The sequence below is a fragment of the Moritella sp. genome (genome assembly GCF_013215705.1).
Lineage (GTDB): Bacteria > Pseudomonadota > Gammaproteobacteria > Enterobacterales > Moritellaceae > Moritella.
The window spans coordinates 50,720-71,701 of sequence record NZ_JABSQR010000027.1 but is presented as its reverse complement, the minus strand read 5'-3'; the positions used below and the strand labels follow the sequence as shown (position 1 = coordinate 71,701).

The following is a 20,982-nucleotide window of genomic DNA, read 5'->3' as shown; positions in this document are numbered from 1 at the left end:
ATTATTGTAACGTTTTACGTCAAAATTAAGCGTTATTTGAATCCATTCAAAATAAGAAAGTACCATGGCTATATTAGAAGTTTTACATTTTCCTGATGATCGATTAAAAAAAATTGCTCAACCTGTGCAGGAAATCACACCAGCGACGCAAATCATCATCGATGACATGCTCGAAACCATGTATGCCGAAGAAGGTATTGGTTTAGCCGCTGTACAAGTCAATTTTTTACAACGTATTGTCGTTATCGATGTGTCAGGAACACGCGATGAGCCTCTAATCCTTATCAATCCAGTGCTCACCAACAAATTCGGTGAAACAGGTATTGAAGAAGGCTGCCTATCGGTACCAGAATCACGCGCTTTTGTGCCTCGCGCAGAAAGCGTGACAGTAACAGCATTAGATCGTGATGGTCATGAGTTTACACTAGAAGCCCATGATTTATTAGCCATTTGTTTACAACACGAAGTGGATCATCTAAATGGAAAACTGTTTATTGACTATTTATCACCGCTAAAACAGCAAAGAATTCGGAAAAAGCTAGAAAAGCTAGCACGTCAAAACAAATAAGAATACAAAGTAGGAATTAACCTTGAGCAAACCATTACGCATTATTTTTGCTGGCACCCCTGATTTTGCCGCAAAACACCTCTCTGCATTAATCAATTCAGAGCATGAAGTGATCGCTGCATATAGCCAACCAGATCGCCCCGCAGGTCGTGGCAAAAAACTAAAACCAAGTGATGTAAAACAACTTGCTGTTAGCCATGACATTCCCGTTTTTCAGCCGATTAGTTTACGTAACGAAGAAGCACAACAAGCATTAGCGGCATTAAATGCTGACCTGATGGTTGTGGTTGCCTACGGATTGATCCTGCCACAAATCGTACTCGATACACCGCGCTTAGGTTGTATTAATGTACACGGTTCATTATTACCAAGATGGCGTGGTGCAGCTCCAATCCAACGTGCAATTTGGGCTGGCGATGCAGAAACAGGCGTCACTATTATGCAAATGGATTTAGGTCTAGATACGGGTTCCATGTTACACAAAGTAACATGCCCGATTACTGATGATGAAACCAGTGCCAGTTTATATGACAAACTAGCAGCACTCGGTCCACAAGGTCTGCTAGAAACATTAGCCCACATCAGTAACAACACAGCCGTTGCTGAAGTGCAAGATGACGAACTATCAAACTATGCATCAAAGCTAAGTAAAGAAGAAGCCAATATAGATTGGACTCAATCTGCTGTAGAGATTGAACGTCAAGTCCGTGCTTTTAACCCTTGGCCAGTAAGCTATACACAAATTGCTGAACAGAATGTTAAAATTTGGCAAACAAGTGTCAGTGAAGCAACCACTGATGCACAACCAGGCACTGTCATAGGGGCAACAAAACACGGCATCCAAGTGGCTACGGGTAATGGCGTGTTAACATTATTAAACATGCAACTGGCGGGTAAGAAAGCCATGCCAGTGCAAGACATATTAAACGCTCGTAAAGAGTGGTTTACTGTTGGTCAATTACTTAATTCTATTTAATATTTATAACCGCTCAATAATATTGGGCGGTTTTACCTCGGATACATATACATGAAAACCAGAGCTAGCGCTGCAAAAGTACTTTACCAAGTTGTTGATAAAGGTCAGTCATTGACGACAGCCTTACCGACTGCTCAGCAATTATTACCAGCCAAGGATCGAGCTTTACTACAGGAGATCTGTTACGGCGTACTGCGCTGGTTACCACGTCTTGAATTTATTAGTCGCCAACTAATGAGCAAGCCATTAATCGGTAAACAAAGACCTGTGCATTTCTTGATTCTGGTTGGTTTATATCAATTAAAATTCATGCGCATCCCTGCACATGCTGCAGTAGCAGAAACAGTCAACGCGATCAAAGTATTAAAATCACCTAAACTCAGTGGTTTGGTGAATGCGGTTTTACGTAATTACCAGCGTCAACAAGACGATCTGGAAACGCTAGCAGACGGTAACGATACCTGTAAATTTGGTCATCCTGGCTGGTTAATTAAACGCATTAAAGCAGCTTACCCAAAACAGTGGCAAGATGTATTAATGGCCAACAACGAACGACCACCAATGTGGATCCGTGTTAACCAACAACATCATAACCAAGCTGACTATCAAGCATTATTAGCCGCTGACGAGATCGTGGCTGAAATAGTAGAGAGTGCCGATTCAGCACTGCGATTAGCCAAGCCAACCGACGTTTATAAACTCGCTGGTTTTGCAGAAGGGCATAGTTCAGTACAAGATGGCGCTGCGCAATTTGCCGCACAATTCTTAGACGCACAGCCAGGCGAATTAATACTGGATGCTTGTGCGGCACCGGGTGGTAAAACAGCCCACATTTTAGAACGCCAACCAGCACTAAAACACCTTGTCGCCGTTGATTTCGATGCGACGCGTTTGAGCCGTGTACAAGAAAACTTAACCCGTATGCAATTAGACGCTGAGCTTATCCACGGCGATGCCAGCAAGCCTGAAGATTGGTGGCAAGGTGATAAATTCGACCGTATTTTGTTAGATGCACCTTGTAGTGCCACCGGTGTGATTCGTCGTCACCCTGATATTAAATGGTTACGTCGCGACAGTGATATTGCCCCATTAGTACAACTGCAAGCAGAAATCTTAGATGCGATGTGGCTGCAGCTAAAACCAGGTGGCACCTTGCTATACGCAACCTGCTCTATTTTACCGGCAGAAAACAGTGAACAAATTAGTTCGTTTGTGGCTCGAACTCCGGATGCCGTATTAGTGCCACTGAATGCAGACAGTAATGATCAAGCATTTAGCTGGCAGATCCTGCCTAATACCCAAGGTATGGATGGCTTCTTCTACGCGAAGTTACAAAAGAAAGCATAACCAAATAGTCTCTATAGCCAACTGATAAATGAGTATCATTTGGCTATAAACTATTGGCGTTATTCAACTTTAGCTTGGATAAACGTAGTATAGTATTATCAAAACAGATCACGACAATTTTATTTGGTGCGAGGTTAAATGAAAATTATCATTATCGGTGCAGGCCAGGTCGGCGGCACTCTGGCTGAAAACTTAGTAGGTGAGAATAATGACATTACTGTTATCGACCGCGATGGCGACAGCCTAAGAAACTTACAAGATAAATTTGACCTGCGCGTTGTTGAAGGCCACGGCGCCAATCCAGACGTACTACGAGAAGCCGGTGCCCAAGATGCGGATATGTTGGTGGCAGTGACCAACAATGATGAAACCAATATGATCGCTTGTCAGATCGCTTACACCATGTTCAATACCCCGAATAAAATCGCTCGGATCAGAAATGAATACTATCTCAATAACAAAGAAACCCTGTTTAATAATGGCGCTATTGCAGTCGATCATCTAATCGCACCCGAGCAGCTAGTGACCGACTATATTAAACGCCTCATCGATTATCCGGGGGCATTACAGGTCGTTCACTTTGCCAATAACAAAGTGGGTCTAGTGGCAGTAAAAGCCTATTATGGCGGTCCATTAGTCGGTAATGCGTTAGCGGCATTACGCGAACACATGCCCAATGTGGAAGCCCGCGTTGCAGCAATTTTCCGTCAAGGTAAACCGATCCGCCCTCTCGGTACTACCATTATTGAAGCCGATGATGAAGTGTTCTTTGTCTCGGCCAGTAATAATATCCGCGCCGTGATGAGTGAATTGCAAAAACTGGAAAAACCGTATCGGCGGATTATTATTGCCGGTGGTGGTAATATTGGCGCGGCATTAGCGGGGCGTTTAGAACGTGATTACTCAGTAAAATTAATTGAGCGTAATATCACCCGTGCCGAAAAACTGTCAGAAATGCTCAATAATACCATCGTATTCTGCGGTGATGCCTCCGATCAAGAACTGCTCAGTGAAGAACACATAGATCAAACCGACGTATTTATCGCCGTCACGAATGATGATGAAGCCAATATCATGTCTGCCATGTTAGCTAAACGGATGGGCGCGAAAAAAGCCATGGTACTGATCCAACGCAGTGCTTATGTCGATCTGGTGCAGGGCGGTACTATCGATATAGCCATTTCACCGCAACAGGCCACTATCTCAGCGTTATTAACGCATGTACGTCGTGCTGACATTGCCAATGTTTACTCATTACGCCGTGGTGCCGCAGAGGCGATTGAAGCGATTGCCCATGGTGATAAGTTAACATCGCGAGTTGTAGGCCGGACTATTGGTAGTTTAAAACTACCCGCCGGTACTACGATTGGTGCCATAGTCCGTAATGATGAAGTATTAATTGCTCACGATAAAACAGTGATCGAACAAGATGATCACGTAGTGATGTTCCTGGTTGATAAGAAGTTTATTCCGGATGTCGAAAAACTTTTCCAACCCAGTCCATTTTTCTTATAAACACACATAGAAACTTGTTTTATGGTTAATTTTAAACCCGTACTGTTCATGGCGAGTGTGGTATTACGCGCGCTTGCCTTGTTTATGATCGCGCCATTGGTATTAGCGATATATACCGATGGTCATGGCGTATCCGAATTCTTCAAATCCATCATTATCACCACTATTGCATCGGGTTTATTTTGGCATAAAGGTCGTTCCAAAGTATTCAAACTCGGTATCCGAGAAATGTTTTTACTGACTACTTGCGTATGGATAATTGCGTCCGCCTTTGCCGCATTACCACTGATGTTGATCCAACATATTAGCTATACCGATGCCTATTTCGAAACGATGTCAGGTATCACCACCACAGGTTCCACCGTATTATCCAACTTAGATAGCACGGCGCATAGCGTATTGTTATGGCGCTCAATTCTACAGTGGTTAGGCGGTATTGGTTTCGTGGTGATGGGCGTGGCCGTATTACCTTACTTAAACGTCGGTGGTATGCGTTTATTCCAAACGGAGTCATCTGATTGGTCTGATAAAAACACCACAAAAACCCAGCATACCGCAGCTTACGTGATGTATGTTTATTTAAGCTTAACGGTATTATGTTATTTTGGTTACTTAGCCGCAGGGATGAGCAGTTTCGAGGCGGTTAATCATGCCATGACGACCTTATCAACGGGAGGATATTCAACCTCAGATCAATCCATGGCCCACTTCTCTAATAGCGCGCAATGGAATGGCACCTTCTTTATGTTTTTAGGTGGATTACCCTTTTTACTTTTGATCAATGCCTTACATCGGCGTGATATAACCATGTTGTTCAAGGATGCGCAAATCATCGGTTTTGCTAAACTAGTGCTCACTATGACAGTCATGATGTCGTTGTATTTATGGCACAAAGATGTGTTTAGCTTTAACGATGCCATCCGTATCAGTATGTTCAATATTGTTTCAGTGGTGACCACGACAGGGTTTGGCCTAACCGATTACGGCACTTGGGGGGAATTTACCACGGTGTTATTTGCTGCTTTGATGTTTACCGGTGCTTGCTCGGGCTCGACATCGGGAGGCATTAAAATTTTCCGTTTTCAAATCGCGTTGACCTTATTTCGTAAACAAATGTCTCAATTAGTGCATCCATCTGGGGTCTTTCGGCAGCAGTACAATGGCCGTAATGTGAATGACATTATTGTCCGATCTGTGGTGGCTTTTGGCAGTGCCTTTATCGCGACAATCGCGATACTGGCAGCGATATTAAGTATTATCGGATTAGATCCCATCACCAGTATTACTGGCGCAATAACGGCGGTTGCGAATGTTGGGCCAGGACTAGGCCCAGTCATCGGGCCATCTGGTAACTTTGCTAGCTTACCAGATACTGCAAAATGGGCACTCAGTTTGGGCATGTTAATGGGGCGCTTAGAGATCATGACAGTATTAGTACTTGTCACTCCAGCATTTTGGAAAGGTTAGCCTTAAACGAATAGGTTATTCCAATAAATTAACACTGCTTTGTTCGATTAACTCGGCAGGTAATGGTTTTTTAACTTCAACCCCCAGTTCAACAAACTGCTGGGCTTGTTTAATTAAATTACCTTTGCCTGTTGCTAGCCGCTTCATGGCCGAGTCATAACTGTCTTGGGCTTTATCTAACGCCACGCCCATATCTTGCATATCATGACTAAACAAGCGTAATTTCTCATAGATCTTACCCGCACGCTCGGCAATTAGCTGGGCATTTTGATTCTGACGTTCATAACGCCACAAATTATCTATGGTACGCAGTGCGATTAATAAATTCGTCGGGCTAACTAACATAATGTTATTGTCTAACGCGAACTTCATTAAACTTGGGTCAGCTTGTAACGCGGCTAAAAAGGCCGGTTCCACAGCAACAAACATCAGCACATAATCTAACGTTTTTAATCCTTGTAACAAATGATAGTCTTTGCGACCAAGTTCGCGAATATGACTGCGTACTGATGCCACATGCTCTTGTAAGGCTTGTTTACGTGTTATCTCATCCTCAGCATTAAAATAACGCTCATAAGCCGTTAATGACACCTTAGAATCAACCACTACATCTTTATCTTGCGGTAAATGCACGATCACATCCGGCTGAAAACGTTTACCGTGTTCATTGTTCAAACTCACTTGCACATCGTACTCATGACCTTCACGTAACCCCGACTCCGACAATATTCTGGCTAGAATCACCTCCCCCCAATTACCTTGTTGCTTGTTATCACCTTTTAGCGCTTTGGTCAGGTTAGCGGTTTCACTCGACATCAATTGATACACTTGCTGTAGTCTGGCAACTTCGGATTGTAAACTGTGCCGCTCTTTGGCTTCATTAGAATAAACATCTTGAATTTGTTGCTTAAACCCCTCTAGTTGGGTTTTTAATGGCGACAAGAGTAATTCAACACTAGACTTATTTAGTTCTTTGAAATTATCGGTTTTACTATCAAAAATCTTATTCGCTAAGTTTTCAAATTGCTGTTGCAGACGTTGTTCTGATTGTGCTTGCAGAGCCAATTTTTCTTCGCTGGCCTGGCGTTCGGTTTGTAAACGAATATCACTTTCACGTAATCGCGACATGACTTTGATCAGCTGATTGTTTTGCGACTCTAATTTTAATTTATTGCCATCATGTGCTTGCTGTAACTGCTCATGACTATAGTTGACGTTATCTAATTGCTGCTCTAACAGCTCAACTTCATGATTTAAGGTTTGCACCGACAATGTGGCTTGCTGGCTCTTACGGATCGCAATCAGCGCGCCGACAGTGGCAACACATGCTGCGGCAATGTAGGGTAATACGGGAAACAAGGAATCAATACTCATAAAATAAATTAACTACGAAAAAAAGAACTATGTGATAATGCGCGGTCGATATATAACCACGCTGCCAGACAACCAAGATACAAAAAAAAGATGAGCCACTTATGATAATTAGCACCACTATCAATGTGCGCAAATGGCACGTCGGCTATAACACTGTATAGCCAGATAATGAGTGGGAAAAATAAGAAAACTAACAGTCTCCAGATGATTTTTAACGTCGGACGGTGTACGGTTATCGCGTTCATCAACATGCTCCTTAACCAGAGCGCTTAACAATGGTTTTTAAATGTCAGCGTTCACTATGCTGAAAATAGATAACGATGTTAGCCTAACCTGCTCAAGATTAAAACTAATCCACTAAGGATAATCATAATCAGAGCACAATTCAGAGAAAAAAATACGGATTAATTAGCTATCCCCCTTGAAACGAGACAAAATACCCCAACTTGTAATTTTCAGTTATTTTTTGCCACAATAGGGTTAATCCCCCTAAGTTATGGACAATTAAAATGTCTATTATGCTAATTAATTATAATCAGAATACGAAATAGGTAATATATATGAGCGATTTTATGAATGAAGGCCAAGTTGCCTATTTCAAAGAGAAACTAGAAACAGAACAGCAAGAGATCTCAGCCCGCATCGAACACCAATCAACAGACGTGGTGGTCTCAGACAGTAATGAAATGGCCGATGAAATTGATCGCGCGGCAATGGAAGAAGCACACAGGCTTGAACTAAACCGTATCCAGCACGATAAATTGCACATCAAGAAAATTATCAAAGCGCTACGTCGTATCGACAGCGGAGATTATGGTTACTGTGATAGCTGCGGCGATGAAATATCGATTAAACGCTTACAGGCTCGTGCTGAGTCGCGTTTATGCTTAGAATGTCAGTCAACTAAAGAATTTACTGACCACAGCTTATACCGCCGCTAATCGTAAGCACAGTCGAATAACCAGCTCTGGTTGTTATCCATAAAACGATAAAAGATGGAAGGTAATAACAAACCTATGTTATTGCTTTCCTCAGTTGTCGATCCGTATTAATCTACCATCTCTCACACCAACCGCCATTAGGAATGCATCGATGTTAAAGCCATTGTCAGCCAATTTAAAAAAACTCAGTTTATTGTCATTACTTGTCAGCAGTGTTGCGTTAAGCGGTTGTAGCGATGATGAATCAGGTAAGATTAGCCTCGGTTTATTTACCACTAAAGACATTAAGATCAACAGTTTCGTTGATCCTGCTATATCAGGGGTAACTTGTCATGTCAGTCATATTGAAGCTGACCTAGACTTTTCCGACCCATCAGATATGGGCATAGCCTGTCGCCAAACGGGTGATATTACCGCCGCGATGTTAGCCACAATTGATACTTCAAAAAGCGGTGAGGTGATTTTCAATAAATCGAAGAGTATTTTGTTTAAGTCACTCAAAATCCGTCGTATTTATGATGCCGACAGCCAAAGCTTATTGTATGTATCGTACTCGACAAAAGAAATAAATGGTAGTTATAAGCATTCATTATCAACAGTACCACTGTGGGCAACAAAAGCATGGCAGGCACCAATGACGCCAGCATCACAGGTTAATTAAACCAATAAAGCCACTGTCACCAGTGGCTTTATTATCATGTTTGCAAAACCTGCTTAAATTAAAATGCCGCAACAACACCCATGCCAATCACTTCCGAGAATAATAATAATACCGTGGTTAATGAGACTATGTTGGGGCTGTATTCTTGCTTGGTATAAAGCGGGATGGTCCACACTGCTAATGCTAATAATAAAATAACGGCGCGATAAATAACAAACTCCTGGATCACCATCATATTACTCGAGTCAGCATGCATGCTAGCGACAACGAGCAAGCCTAACATCAGCAATACACTGCTAGCGATACCAACCACAGGTAAAATCACATTAAATGCCTGTAAGCGATGTTTAGCGCGTAATAAGATGACATGCGCAAATACAGCCCCTAACAATACTGCTTCTAACAGTAATAGCGGTTGTTGTTGCTGCCATAATACGAATACACCAGTGATCACAGCAAATGCAATGGGTAACCGCAACCAGGTACTTGGAATAGCCCGCTTACCTTGTAAACGCGATTGAATTAAGTTTTGCATGATACCAATAAAAACCGCAATACCACCGACAATCAAGGTTAATGTAGTCGCATAAACCTCAATACCAATCATTAATCCAAGCGCTAATACAGCCCAAATTGAGATCATATTTTCGGTAATTCGTTTACGCTGGCCAGGACAGACTTCACCTTTTGATAATACCAGCGCTATAAAACAAGCCGCCGCAATCGGCATCATTACGATGATAGGATAAATTTGTTGGTAAAAACTGATTTCAGTCACGCGACAACCCGTTAGTCAATTAATGAGGGGCGAGATTATATCAGTGTCTCCGGAAGGTGATAATCAATAATTACTTAAAATTGAAAATTGCATTGAAAGTGACGAAGTAAATCGAAATATATGATAAAAAAAAGCCCATTACCGAAGAATGGGCTTTACCTACTGACTTTAGACTTTGTTACCATGTTCTTGCTCTGAAATTAATGGTTCAACACCTAATATACGAGAGAGTAAATCTACCTCGTTAAGATCATCATCAGCTAATTGCACGCTGAGTAATAATGATTCAAATTGACTTTGTTGTAATATTTCTGAGATCCCGGTCATGCCACCTGCGGTTTTTAGCAGTGATGATATGACGGTATTCGTCCCTAATTTTCCTTGTTCAACATCGAGTTTCCCATCCATAACATCCCCCTTATGCCCCTGATTTCTATTCCTTAGAAATATAATTAATCACTATAACAACACATTCGCGTAATCAGGGGAATAATGAGTCCGTGAGATTGAGAGGTTGAACGGATAAATGACCAGGTGTCTTATCGGGATATAAATAAATGTGAACACGGCCTAGATAAAATATATTATATTCATTCTTTAGTATTATACTGTTCCTAATCATCACCATCATCACAACGACAGGGAGTCACGTGTGAATGTAGAACATCTTTTCTCCAAGCTAAAACAAGCGCCAGTTATACCACAATTACTGCAGGAAATGATGACCAGCTTTAATCAAAGCAATATTGGTCTCGATAGCATCGCCAGCAAAATTGCTATGGATCCGGTGATCACCGCAAAAGTATTAAAAATGGCAAACTCAGCTGCTTATTCTCGCGGTCAAGATGTTGAATCAATTGCACAGGCCGCGGTAAAACTCGGATTAAATAAGCTCCGTTCACTCGTCATCGCGAGTAGCCTTACTAATAATTTTCAACATGAGAATGATTTTGATATACGTGATTTTTGGCGTAATTCTTTTCAAGTAGCGCAAATTGCCAAAGTAATCGCCAGTCAAACGTCGCTTGATCCGGAAGTGGTATTTACGTGTAGTTTGATGCATAACATCGGCGAACTACTGATCCAAAGCGCATTACCAGAAGAAGCGAGTCTCGTGGCGCTGAGTCAAGCGCAAGGGCAGAGTCGTATTGAAGCCCAACATGCAGTGCTCAACTTTGACTTTACGGATGTGGGGCTTGAGCTTGCAAAACAATGGAACTTTACCGACACCTTTGCGAGTGCCATCCAGCAGCAACTCGATCCACTGTCATTTAGACAAATTTCTGATGAAGCAGTGCTGATTCGCCTTGCCGTATTTGTCAACTTTGCAACCAATGCCGGTGTGCCCGTGGTTATGATCGTCGAACGTTTTCCGCAAGCCTTAGCCCAGCATCTCAATATCAACCCACAGGTACTCACCACGCAGCTACAAAATATGCAACAGCAAGGTAACGAATTAGCAACACTGCTGATGCAGGAAGTGGCATAAAGCCCAGAAACGAAAAAAGCCTGCTCAATGAGCAGGCTTTTCCAGATTCCAATTACTTGGAAATATAAGTGGTCGGTGATAGAGGATTCGAACCTCTGACCCCCTGGTCCCAAACCAGGTGCGCTACCAAGCTGCGCTAATCACCGAACATGGTGCGGAAGGAGAGACTTGAACTCTCACACTTTGCAATACTAGAACCTAAATCTAGCGCGTCTACCAATTCCGCCACTTCCGCACAATTTTTTCAACTTACTAGCAGGTAACTCTAGCAAGGGTGATAACTCAATTCTAAAAGAATATCGTCGTTATCGAATATGGGGCGACTGACGGGATTTGAACCCGCGACAACCGGAATCACAATCCGGGGCTCTACCAACTGAGCTACAACCGCCATAGTGGTCGGTGATAGAGGATTCGAACCTCTGACCCCCTGGTCCCAAACCAGGTGCGCTACCAAGCTGCGCTAATCACCGAACATACTTATCAGAATGAATCATTCTTAACAAGTGTGCGCATTATAGATATTGTGCATAAGTCTGCAAGTCTTTTTAACTAAAAAATACATTTTTTGTCGTTTTCAATTGAATCGGAATAAAAACAAACAGCGGCAGTGCAAAAAACAATCAAGGAAAATAGTTCACTGACTGAACTGTATTTACCTATACGTGCTCACTCCGATAACGATGAACCGCTATTGGATTGATTAACGTTAGGTATATTCGTAACTAATCTGCAACTGTCTCTGGTGAACATTAATTATAAACTCTTCGCCTATATATAACGCGGTCGTTACCTCGGAAAAAACCAAAGGTGGCGACGGCCGTAGGGTTGTTATTATACGCACCATCATTATTCCAATCGTATTTCAGCCAGTCATAAGCCTCATATTCCACACCTATGTCACCTTTAACGCCAGGCGCTTGCAACTGAATGGCCCGCGTTTCACCGGCGATGAAATGCCCGTCACCTCCTAGAGCGACAGTTGGTGCACTGTCGTCAAGTATAATGTTTTCGTCATCATAACTGAGGCAATTATTGTCGGAAGAAACAATGAAATGATCACCATCAAAATGTTCAACTTGCAGCGACTGCGTTAAATTTGACGTTTCAGGGCCAACGCTGTTTTTCAATACTAACCGGCCAAATCGAATTTGAACACCTTCAGGGTGTGCAACAACTGTTGTTGGTAGCAGTGAGCTATCACTAGGTATAAGATCGACACTGTCCGAATCTATGATCGTATCAATAGAAAAATCAATATCAGAGGTAAATGGCGCCACTAGTGCATTGGCAGTCCGATTATAGTAAAAGTTATCATCATTTGAGAATTGGTAATGTAATACCCCGCCACTACTTTGAGTCAAGGTACCAGTCTTCATATAATTATTATTATCATCATTGGTAGTTAACGATAGTATCTTGTTATCAATGCCTCTCGCGTCTTGATCAAATGAAGGGGCTGCGACGATAACATCGGTAGCCCTGAGTTTCATAAACTCACCATTATAATTTTTGGTGCTAATACCTTTTTTATTGTAAGCCGTAATTACTAATATTGGATTCGCTAAATATGAAATTGCACCGATACTACTTATTGCTTCGTCCTTTTCACCACTATATGCAAACGGGGGGTTGGTACCACACGTTGCAAACAAATTACCATCATCTACCACGGTTTGCTTAAAGTGATCAGGGATAAAGCGGCCAATGTTAATATCTTTGGCCGTAATGACAATGCTAGCCTGACCATAATTACTGTCTTGAACGTCTAGATTAAGCAAACCGACTTCTGAGTATTGCGCATCCCCATAAGTAGATTGTCCCAATAAAAAATTAGTCATAGTAACATCTTGGAATACAGCACTGGTACTCGTTGCTAGCGTGCTCGATGCAGCATAGCTTAGATTACCCTCTGCACTATCGGTTAATGTTGGACCGGTGCGCGTTAGCTTTAACTGTATTTTCCCAGGTGAATAATTCGGCGTGATAATGCCAAGGCTGTTTAATGCGGTTACGCTCAAGTCAAATTTTTCACCGGCTTTATGGGTTAGAGTCGCAGTTGCTGTTGCGCCATTTAAGTTAGTGCCTCCTGATCTGGCGTTCTGCAGGACTTACCCAGAACGGATTACTGCTACCAAATAATGTCACACCGCTGTAGTCTCCTTCCCCTACCTTATAATTTGCATGTAAGCGAATTTTACCTGCATCGTGATAAATAGGAGTTGGTATTTCCGCAATACTGTTAGCACCAAAGTTTAATCTGGTACTGGTGATACTTGGGTGTTTCGCAATATTTTGGTCATTAATGCTAAAGTTAAGTCCCTTAGTACCCCCAGGATTAACGTTTTCCTGCGATAAATTCACATTCCTTTTACCACTAAATAAGCCAGTACAAACACCATTGGTATCTTTCACTGCCTGAATTTGTAGCGTATCGCCAAATACGGTTCCTGATGTTTGATTTGGCAATGTAGTACGATTTCCAGAGATAAACCTAAAGCCAGCATTTGCAAAAACTAAGTTACAATTTGTAGAACGACCATCAGAACATACTGTTGAGTTGGTTCCTTGTTTAGATAGCAACAAGAGGGTTGATTCTGGAAATGTATATCGAATATTGGCAGTTCCTGTACCAGTAAAGCTGATACTATCAGTGACTGAATCTCTAGAACCTGTAGCTGTAACATTAAGCGTAACTTCCTCAGAACTTAGAGTTGAGCAAGCCGCATTAGTACAAGCCTTAATGGTAATCGTTTCTGCTTCACACGTTAGACCTTGGCCGTCATGTTCTATTTCATAATGATGGATAGACATTGTAGGACAATTTCTTGGACTACCGTCATAGTTGTCGCCATTCAACTGATTGGTATAAATAGAAAAGACGTCACTTGCTGAAATTACAGAATTGTAAACCAGTAGCTCATCGAGTTCACCCATAAAATTCGAGCTGCTGAAGCTGTGTTCAATTCGTCCAATACTGGAAAACGCAGTGCTAACATCGCCAGTTTCCGAGTTCGCGCTATCTTCCAGCTTACCATCAACAAAAACCTGCACAACGCCAGTTGAACTATCTCGAGTTAGTACCACATGGTGCCAACTATTACTGCTAATTTTCGTATTTGATCTCGCAGAGCTACCATTACCTTTTTGAATTTTAATATGGCCTGACGCATCCAGATACCCCCAGAAAATATCGTCACCACCACCTACTTCTTCAACACCCATTATCCCAGGTGCATACCAAGCAGTATTGTTTCCGTATTGATCGCTCTTAATCCAAAACGAGAGGCTCGCGGAACTGCTGAGGTAGGAATTGATCCTATTGACATTGATATAATCTCCAGTGCCATCAAAAGTACCGGCGCGACATATCTGTCCCGCAGTGATTGTGGTTGTATCTCCAACTGCGTGACCATTGAGTTCATGTCTCGAATTATCATCGACTTCACCGCTATTACCGCTCCAACTAGCTTCATCGAAACGGTATTCTAATTCAGGTTCAGGTGCTGAACAAAAATCAGGCTGACGCGTGCTACCATCAAAATTGTTACCTGCTAATTCATGTTGGTAAATGCTCGAAATCTGGGTATCAGTCAGTTTTACATCAAAAATTTTAAATTCATCTAACTGACCTTCAAAATTTTGACTTTTGCTAAAATCACCACCAAAACTGTCTTGCTCTTGTCCGATAACGATCGCATTAGCAAACGGTACTGACAATTGTCCATCACCAACATCATCATCATCACAGTCTTGCTTCACACCATCGATAAATAAACATACATCTTCATCCGCTCTCGTCAGTACCAAGTGATGCCATCTGTTATCGGTTAACTCAATATCACTGTCTAATTCTTCACTGTCATCTCTAACTTTAATGTAAACCGTCTTTTTGTTTTTTAGAAAAATCTCTAACTCATCATCACTAGTATTCTTTCCAAGTGCATGAAATATTTCTTGTTGGGATTTATTTACCGACGTTTTAAACCAAACAGATACTGAAAAGTTATTTAAACCATCTACAGCGCCCCTGGGGACAGCAATCCAATCGCTGGTATTATCAGCGCTTAAGTCGAGTGATTTATTAATTATCGCATCGTTTACAGGTGTTGGAATACCATTAGAGTTACCATTAAAACTACCGATTTGATCAATAACATCACCGTTATTTCCAGTATAGCGACATTCGTCAAAACGATATTCTAATCTAGGGGCTGATAACGTCGAAGCATCACCACAAAAACCATTAAAGTTAGCAGATTCGATACTATCAGGATCATAAGTAACTGTGACTTGAGAACCTACCGTAATAAGCTTTCCATTTATTGCTGCGTTTAAATTGCCAGGAGAGTTGAGTACAACATTTTCTTTAGAATAAATTAAACCGTTAAACTGAACATCAGATCCAAATGTGATATCACTATATCCAATTAATAATAGATCGTTAGGTACCCCATCGACATTAAAAAAAATACTACTATTCGTCATCATTGACTTATTGATGATCAGAGTTACCTTACCATTAATGACGACTTTCATATTCGAGCCAAAATTAAATTCGCCAATCCAATAGACTCCGTTGTCAAAAGTAACGCTTGACTCCGAACCAGTTGCATTTAATGTTTCAATATATATAACTTCGTCATCACTCTGAAAGCGAACAGACTGTTGCCACCCTACATTAATCGTCTCATAGGAACCACCGGTTAAAGGGCTTGAAATATCGGGGTTATTGGGTATTTGGTCTTCAGGTAAAGGAGATAACTTAAATATATCTAAGCCCGTCAATGATTGAGTTCTATGCCCTGAATCTTTACACGTTTTCCCCTCACAATACTTAGGATTATCACCATATTGAACAACTCCAATATCCAACTTTCCATTTGTAGTCTTACTTAACGCGACACTATCATGAAGAGTTGCGATTCCATCGTTATATGGCGATGACAATACTGTCGGAAACACATCAATACAACTCACCGCCATTGCATTTATCGAGGTAAATAAAAGTAGACTAGTGACGGCTATCTTTAGGCTTAATAAACTCATTTTTACCATACTTGTCATCATTCAGCTCTCTTGCATTGCGTCAACCAACAAGGTTCGACCCACGATAAATCCAAAAAACAATTAATATTACGCTGTGCGACTTGTCGTCTTTCAGTCCAAATTTACACCCGATAGCACATTGTGGGAAAGTGAAAAATGAACGTACTTGAAATAAGCGATAGTTTGCGACGACAGCGCTTTTTGACCGCAATGGGTTTATTGTAGAATATTTGAAAGCAAAAAGCCCGTAACACATTGAAGTGTTACGGGCTTTTCTAATCTGGTCGGTGATAGAGGATTCGAACCTCTGACCCCCTGGTCCCAAACCAGGTGCGCTACCAAGCTGCGCTAATCACCGAGAATCTTGTTTTACATCGAGAAGAGATGGGGCGACTGAAGGGATTTGAACCCTCGACAACCGGAATCACAATCCGGGGCTCTACCAACTGAGCTACAACCGCCATTTATCATTCATATCACAACAACTATAATGGTGCACCTTGCAGGAGTCGAACCTGCGACCTTCGCCTCCGGAGGGCGACGCTCTATCCAACTGAGCTAAAGGTGCATGCACAATATCTTACGTCCAACCATCAACCTCGTCTAGGCAAATCCGTTTATTCCGAGGGAAAATGTCGGATAACCACCTTGCTTGTATCTTTTATAACCAAGTAAAATGCAACAAACACTGTTACAACTATTTAACCTAAGGCTAGGTAAGGATATAATGCCTGACAACAGTAGGGATTTATTATAACAAAAGTCATCAACAGACTGACAATACCATTAATTAGGGAGCTAAAAAGAGCATGTATAAATTACGAAATATTCTAATCACTTTAACAGCATCATTGCTATTTACATTCACCGTAAACGCTGGCCACAACTCTCCTGAAGCAGTTGCAGAACGCATTGCACCAGTTGGTCAAGTATACCTACCCGGTGAACTGGCTCCTGTTGTTGCAAAAAGTACAGCACCAGCAGCACCACGTTCAGGTGAACAAATTTATACTACTACTTGTAGCATGTGTCATGGCAGCGGTCTTGCTGGCGCACCAATTAAAGGTAATGCCGAGCAGTGGGCGCCGCGCATAGCAAAAGGGACAGACACCTTGTATCGCCACGCGATCGAAGGCTTCAATGGCGCAATGCCAGCACGTGGTACCTGTGCAAGCTGTTCAGATGATGAATTACAAGCCGCTGTTGATTACATGATCCACGGCCTGTAACACCATGGCTAAATAACGTTATAACAAAAACATTCAGCGCTAATCCGTTATAGCGACACGCACTTTCGATAAAGCCACTAATTAATTTAGTGGCTTTTTTTGACCCACAGCTATCCACTGCTAGACTTTATTACTATAAAACTTAGTTTTTAAGTGATTAAAGACCATTAGGATACCGACTGTGAACAAGGATCGTCTCCCAAACCAACAACCAGCAAATAACACCGAGCTAATTAGTTTAGCCTTATCTCATTCTTTGCGAACGCAACGAGCCTTATTTTTAACCCAGCTAAAATCGGCCTTACAAGAATTACAACAAACCCAACGCAGCTTCGTGCTCTTGCTGATCAAGGTTGATAATATCGCCGAGGTTGAACAAAGCTTTGGCAGTGAACTCAGTAATAAATTAATTACAATCATCCAAGCCCATTTACAATCATTAACGTCAAGTAATGACTGCTTAGTTAACTTACAGGGTGATGAGTTTGCCTTATTAAAAACAGATATCACCGATGCCGATAGCGCCATTGAGCTGGCAAAAAAAATTCAGTCACAGTTTCGGTTTAGTTTTCAAGTTAACAATTATAAAATTCTCTGCAGTAGTAGTATCGGCATTAGCTTACAGCAAGCACCGCATTCTGTGAGCCAAGTATTGAAAGATGCCGATATCGCCCTAAAAAATGCACGACACCAAGGCTTTGGGCAATATCACCTTTCCACCGCATTACCAACACCAAGTAAAAACACCCAAGGCATACTGCAACAAGAGAAGCTCACACGCGCTATTATTAACCACGATATATTGCCTTACTACCAACCCATTATTCAACTAAACAGCAATCAACTGATCGGCTTTGAAGTGATTGCCCATTGGCATGAGAAAGAGCAGTGCGGTGATAATAATTTTATCTCATTAGCAGAAAACACCGATATTATCATCGCGCTCGATTTGCATATTATTAATCAAGCCTGCTTACAACTCAAAAAGTGGCATGGTTCCCACCGAGATAATCAACAAATCATATTAACCATGAACTTATCAGCTAAGCACCTAATTCTTAATGGTGCTGTTGAACATTTAATTTTTATTATTCAGCAACAACAGATACCACCGCATCGTCTGGTATTTGAATTTAGGGAACAGGAATTCATGCTGCACAATAAATTTGCCATCCGCGCGTTAGAAAAATTACGTCACATTGGGGTGCAAGTGGGGTTAGATGATTTTGGTACCGGTTTTAGTTCGTTAAACGCTTTTTTTCAGTACCCAATTGATTTTGTCAAAATAGACAGCCGTTTTACCAATCGTATGCTGATGTCCAAAAAAGACTTGTCATTAATTCGGGTAATTAGGGATATTAGCCACGATATGGGGTTTAAAGTGATTGTAGAAGGTATTGAGACCCAGCAGCAGCACGCAAAGTTAGTGGAGTTAGGCTGCGAGTTTGGCCAAGGCAGTTATATCGCCGAACCAATGGATTACATGCAAGTTAATCGCTTATTAGAACTCGAATAAGCGATCTTAAATCGATACGCCGAAGCCAGTGTGAGGTTGCTATTTATTAAATAACGCTCTTAGATTCGCCACGCCTCGTTTACCTTTTGCTTGTTTTTCTACTGCCGAATCCGGTTTTTTACGTAAGTCCCATTCGAGATCATCTTGTGGTAACTCGAACAAGAAACGGCTTGGTTCCGGCTTCACCACTTCACCAAACTGACGACGTTCTTTACAGAGCATCATGAATAAGACTTTTTGCGCACGAGTGATTCCCACGTAGGCCAAACGACGCTCCTCTTCCACATTAGGATCATCATCAATCGAGCTTTGATGCGGTAATATACCTTCTTCCATACCTACCATGAATACATACGGATATTCCAGACCTTTAGAAGCATGGTAAGTCATTAACTGCACTTGATCAGAATCGTCTTCGTCTTCGTTACGTTCAAGCATATCCCGTAAGGTTAAGCGCGTAACAACCTGCGCCAACGTCATCTCTTCATCGAGATCATCGCCCTTGAGCATTTCAGTCACCCAGCGATACAACTCTGAAACATTCTTCATGCGCATTTCTGCGGCTTTAGCACTGGTACTGGTTTCGTATAACCAATCTTCATAATGAATATCTCGTACCATATCACGTACCGCATCAATGCTATCGCTACGCTGTTCCTGGTCGGCTAATTCCACTAACCAACGGGTAAAACCACGCACCGCAAGTAAACCACGTCCCGTCAGGGTTTGCTCTAAGCCCATTTCAAAACTAGCAGCAAACAAGCTAATATTACGCATGTTGGCGTAATTACCTAACTTTTCTAATGTTGTCGGGCCTATCTCACGGCGCGGTACGTTCACTACACGTAAAAATGCATTATCATCATCCGGGTTCACAAGTAACCGCAGATAAGCCATCATATCTTTGATCTCGGCACGCGAGAAGAATGAGGTACCACCACTGATCTTATACGGAATACGGTTAGTCATTAGCGCTTTTTCAAATAACCGCGACTGATGATTACCACGGTATAAGATCGCATAATCTTTATAGTCACTGCGCGCCATAAACTTGTGTGCCAGTAGTTCTGATACTACTTTTTCAGCTTCATGCTCTTCATTTTTAGTGGTAAACACTTTAATCGGCTCACCATAACCAAGCTCGCTGAATAAGCGTTTATTAAATTCATGGGGATTATTATCAATTAAGATATTTGCTGCTTTCAAAATTCGTTGGGTCGAACGGTAGTTTTGCTCGAGCTTCACCACTTTCAAACCCGGAAAATCTTTTTGCAATAATGTCAGATTTTCAGGTCGGGCACCACGCCATGAATAAATTGACTGATCATCATCACCGACCACAGTAAACTTTGCACTTTGGCCAACAATTAACTTCACCAGTTCATATTGGCTGGTATTGGTATCTTGGTATTCATCCACGAGTAAATAGCGGATCTTGTTTTGCCAGCGTTCGCGTACTTCTTCATTTAAGCGTAATAACAGTGTTGGCATCATGATGAGATCATCAAAGTCCAAGGCGTTATACGCTTTCATATGACGGAGGTAGTCGTCGTAACACTGCGCAAATAATTTGTCTTGGGGCATCTGCGCGCGGGCAATGGCTTGTGGTGGCAATACCAACTCATTTTTCCAACTCGAAATAGCGCTACGTAATTGGTCGATAAGCTCTTTATCTTCTTCTAGCGTCTCTTGGGTGAGTTCTTTTAATAATGCCAGCTGGTCTTGATCATCAAACAAGGTAAATGCCTGCTTGATACCTAAGGTTTTATATTCCTTACGAATAATATTTAACCCTAAGGTATGAAACGTCGATACCATTAAGCCTTTTGCTTCTTTTTTACCTAATGTCTTGGCAATACGTTCTTTCATTTCGCGCGCCGCTTTATTGGTAAAGGTTAGCGCCGCAATATTACAGGCCTTGTAACTGCAGTTTTGTACCAGGTGGGCAATTTTGGTGGTAATAACACGGGTTTTACCACTGCCAGCACCAGCAAGTACCAAACACGGACCAGAAATATATTTTACAGCTTCATCCTGACGGGGATTCAATTTCATAAGGGCAACACCAGACT

General features: G+C 41.9%; 17 protein-coding genes and 7 tRNA genes. 10 read left to right on the top strand and 14 right to left on the bottom strand.

Annotation, left to right across the window (positions count from 1 at the left end; translation table 11 throughout):
* The first annotated feature begins 64 nt into the window (after positions 1-64).
* The 5 genes from def (at position 65) to HRT96_RS16815 (ending at position 5,873) form a co-directional block, all read left to right on the top strand.
* Positions 65-568 carry a peptide deformylase gene (def, locus tag HRT96_RS16835; protein ID WP_293159062.1) on the top strand — a complete coding sequence of 168 codons (504 nt, stop codon included), beginning with the start codon at positions 65-67 and terminating at the stop codon, positions 566-568.
* 22 nt (positions 569-590) lie between these two features.
* Complete coding sequence (gene fmt, locus HRT96_RS16830; protein WP_293159060.1) at positions 591-1,544, top strand: methionyl-tRNA formyltransferase; 954 nt, start codon at positions 591-593, stop codon at positions 1,542-1,544.
* Positions 1,545-1,595: 51 nt separating this feature from the next.
* Complete coding sequence (gene rsmB / locus HRT96_RS16825) at positions 1,596-2,891, top strand: 16S rRNA (cytosine(967)-C(5))-methyltransferase RsmB (protein ID WP_293159058.1); 1,296 nt, start codon at positions 1,596-1,598, stop codon at positions 2,889-2,891.
* Positions 2,892-3,029: 138 nt separating this feature from the next.
* Complete coding sequence (gene trkA / locus HRT96_RS16820) at positions 3,030-4,406, top strand: Trk system potassium transporter TrkA (RefSeq protein ID WP_293159056.1); 1,377 nt, start codon at positions 3,030-3,032, stop codon at positions 4,404-4,406.
* 21 nt (positions 4,407-4,427) lie between these two features.
* Positions 4,428-5,873: a TrkH family potassium uptake protein gene (locus HRT96_RS16815; RefSeq protein ID WP_293159054.1), complete on the top strand. Its 1,446-nt coding sequence runs from the start codon at positions 4,428-4,430 to the stop codon at positions 5,871-5,873.
* A 15-nt stretch (positions 5,874-5,888) separates the two neighbouring features.
* Here the strand turns inward: HRT96_RS16815 and rmuC are convergent, their stop codons facing one another.
* Positions 5,889-7,247, bottom strand: a complete 1,359-nt coding sequence (gene rmuC / locus HRT96_RS16810) for a DNA recombination protein RmuC (protein ID WP_293159052.1) — start codon at positions 7,245-7,247, stop codon at positions 5,889-5,891.
* An 8-nt stretch (positions 7,248-7,255) separates the two neighbouring features.
* The gene (locus HRT96_RS16805; protein WP_293159050.1) at positions 7,256-7,492 is read right to left on the bottom strand and encodes a hypothetical protein; all 237 of its coding nucleotides are present in this window, start codon (positions 7,490-7,492) and stop codon (positions 7,256-7,258) included.
* 315 nt (positions 7,493-7,807) lie between these two features.
* On the opposite strand from HRT96_RS16805, the gene HRT96_RS16800 reads away from it, so the two are divergent.
* Positions 7,808-8,188 (top strand): TraR/DksA C4-type zinc finger protein, encoded by a 381-nt coding sequence (locus HRT96_RS16800; RefSeq protein WP_293159048.1) that lies wholly within the window; start codon positions 7,808-7,810, stop codon positions 8,186-8,188.
* Between the two features lie 151 nt (positions 8,189-8,339).
* Positions 8,340-8,849, top strand: coding sequence for a CreA family protein (locus tag HRT96_RS16795; protein WP_293159046.1), 510 nt, complete (start codon positions 8,340-8,342; stop codon positions 8,847-8,849).
* A gap of 58 nt (positions 8,850-8,907) precedes the next feature.
* Here the strand turns inward: HRT96_RS16795 and HRT96_RS16790 are convergent, their stop codons facing one another.
* On the bottom strand, positions 8,908-9,627 hold the full coding sequence (locus HRT96_RS16790) for a hypothetical protein (RefSeq protein WP_293159045.1): 720 nt from the start codon (positions 9,625-9,627) through the stop codon (positions 8,908-8,910).
* Positions 9,628-9,795: 168 nt separating this feature from the next.
* Positions 9,796-10,035, bottom strand: a complete 240-nt coding sequence (locus HRT96_RS16785) for a hypothetical protein (protein WP_293159043.1) — start codon at positions 10,033-10,035, stop codon at positions 9,796-9,798.
* Positions 10,036-10,279: 244 nt separating this feature from the next.
* Here HRT96_RS16785 and HRT96_RS16780 point away from each other — a divergent pair, with 244 nt between their 5' ends.
* Complete coding sequence (locus HRT96_RS16780; protein WP_293159041.1) at positions 10,280-11,116, top strand: HDOD domain-containing protein; 837 nt, start codon at positions 10,280-10,282, stop codon at positions 11,114-11,116.
* 69 nt (positions 11,117-11,185) lie between these two features.
* On the opposite strand, the gene HRT96_RS16775 is transcribed toward HRT96_RS16780, so the two are convergent.
* From HRT96_RS16775 to HRT96_RS16735, 9 genes are all read right to left on the bottom strand, one after another.
* Positions 11,186-11,262: transfer RNA gene (locus HRT96_RS16775), tRNA-Pro, on the bottom strand.
* A gap of 4 nt (positions 11,263-11,266) precedes the next feature.
* Positions 11,267-11,351: transfer RNA gene (locus HRT96_RS16770), tRNA-Leu, on the bottom strand.
* Positions 11,352-11,431: 80 nt separating this feature from the next.
* Positions 11,432-11,507: transfer RNA gene (locus HRT96_RS16765), tRNA-His, on the bottom strand.
* A 5-nt stretch (positions 11,508-11,512) separates the two neighbouring features.
* Positions 11,513-11,589 (bottom strand) — tRNA-Pro (locus tag HRT96_RS16760).
* A 279-nt stretch (positions 11,590-11,868) separates the two neighbouring features.
* Entirely contained in the window at positions 11,869-13,224 is a 1,356-nt protein-coding gene (locus HRT96_RS16755) for a DUF6701 domain-containing protein (protein WP_366052078.1), read from the bottom strand.
* On the bottom strand, positions 13,196-16,186 hold the full coding sequence (locus HRT96_RS16750; RefSeq protein ID WP_293159037.1) for a LamG-like jellyroll fold domain-containing protein: 2,991 nt from the start codon (positions 16,184-16,186) through the stop codon (positions 13,196-13,198). The genes HRT96_RS16755 and HRT96_RS16750 overlap by 29 nt, the downstream gene beginning before the upstream one ends.
* A 260-nt stretch (positions 16,187-16,446) precedes the next feature.
* A tRNA-Pro gene (locus HRT96_RS16745) sits at positions 16,447-16,523 on the bottom strand.
* 27 nt (positions 16,524-16,550) lie between these two features.
* Positions 16,551-16,626 (bottom strand) — tRNA-His (locus HRT96_RS16740).
* Positions 16,627-16,656: 30 nt separating this feature from the next.
* A tRNA-Arg gene (locus tag HRT96_RS16735) sits at positions 16,657-16,733 on the bottom strand.
* A gap of 241 nt (positions 16,734-16,974) precedes the next feature.
* Between HRT96_RS16735 and HRT96_RS16730 the strand changes: the two genes are divergently transcribed.
* Together HRT96_RS16730 and HRT96_RS16725 are read left to right on the top strand one after the other, a co-directional pair.
* A complete protein-coding gene (locus HRT96_RS16730; RefSeq protein ID WP_293159035.1) occupies positions 16,975-17,394 on the top strand; it encodes a cytochrome c5 family protein in 420 nt (139 codons plus the stop codon).
* Between the two features lie 181 nt (positions 17,395-17,575).
* On the top strand, positions 17,576-18,910 hold the full coding sequence (locus HRT96_RS16725; protein ID WP_293159033.1) for a bifunctional diguanylate cyclase/phosphodiesterase: 1,335 nt from the start codon (positions 17,576-17,578) through the stop codon (positions 18,908-18,910).
* 39 nt (positions 18,911-18,949) lie between these two features.
* Here HRT96_RS16725 and rep read toward each other — a convergent pair whose 3' ends face one another.
* Entirely contained in the window at positions 18,950-20,965 is a 2,016-nt protein-coding gene (gene rep / locus HRT96_RS16720) for a DNA helicase Rep (RefSeq protein WP_293159031.1), read from the bottom strand.
* Positions 20,966-20,982 lie beyond the last annotated feature (17 nt).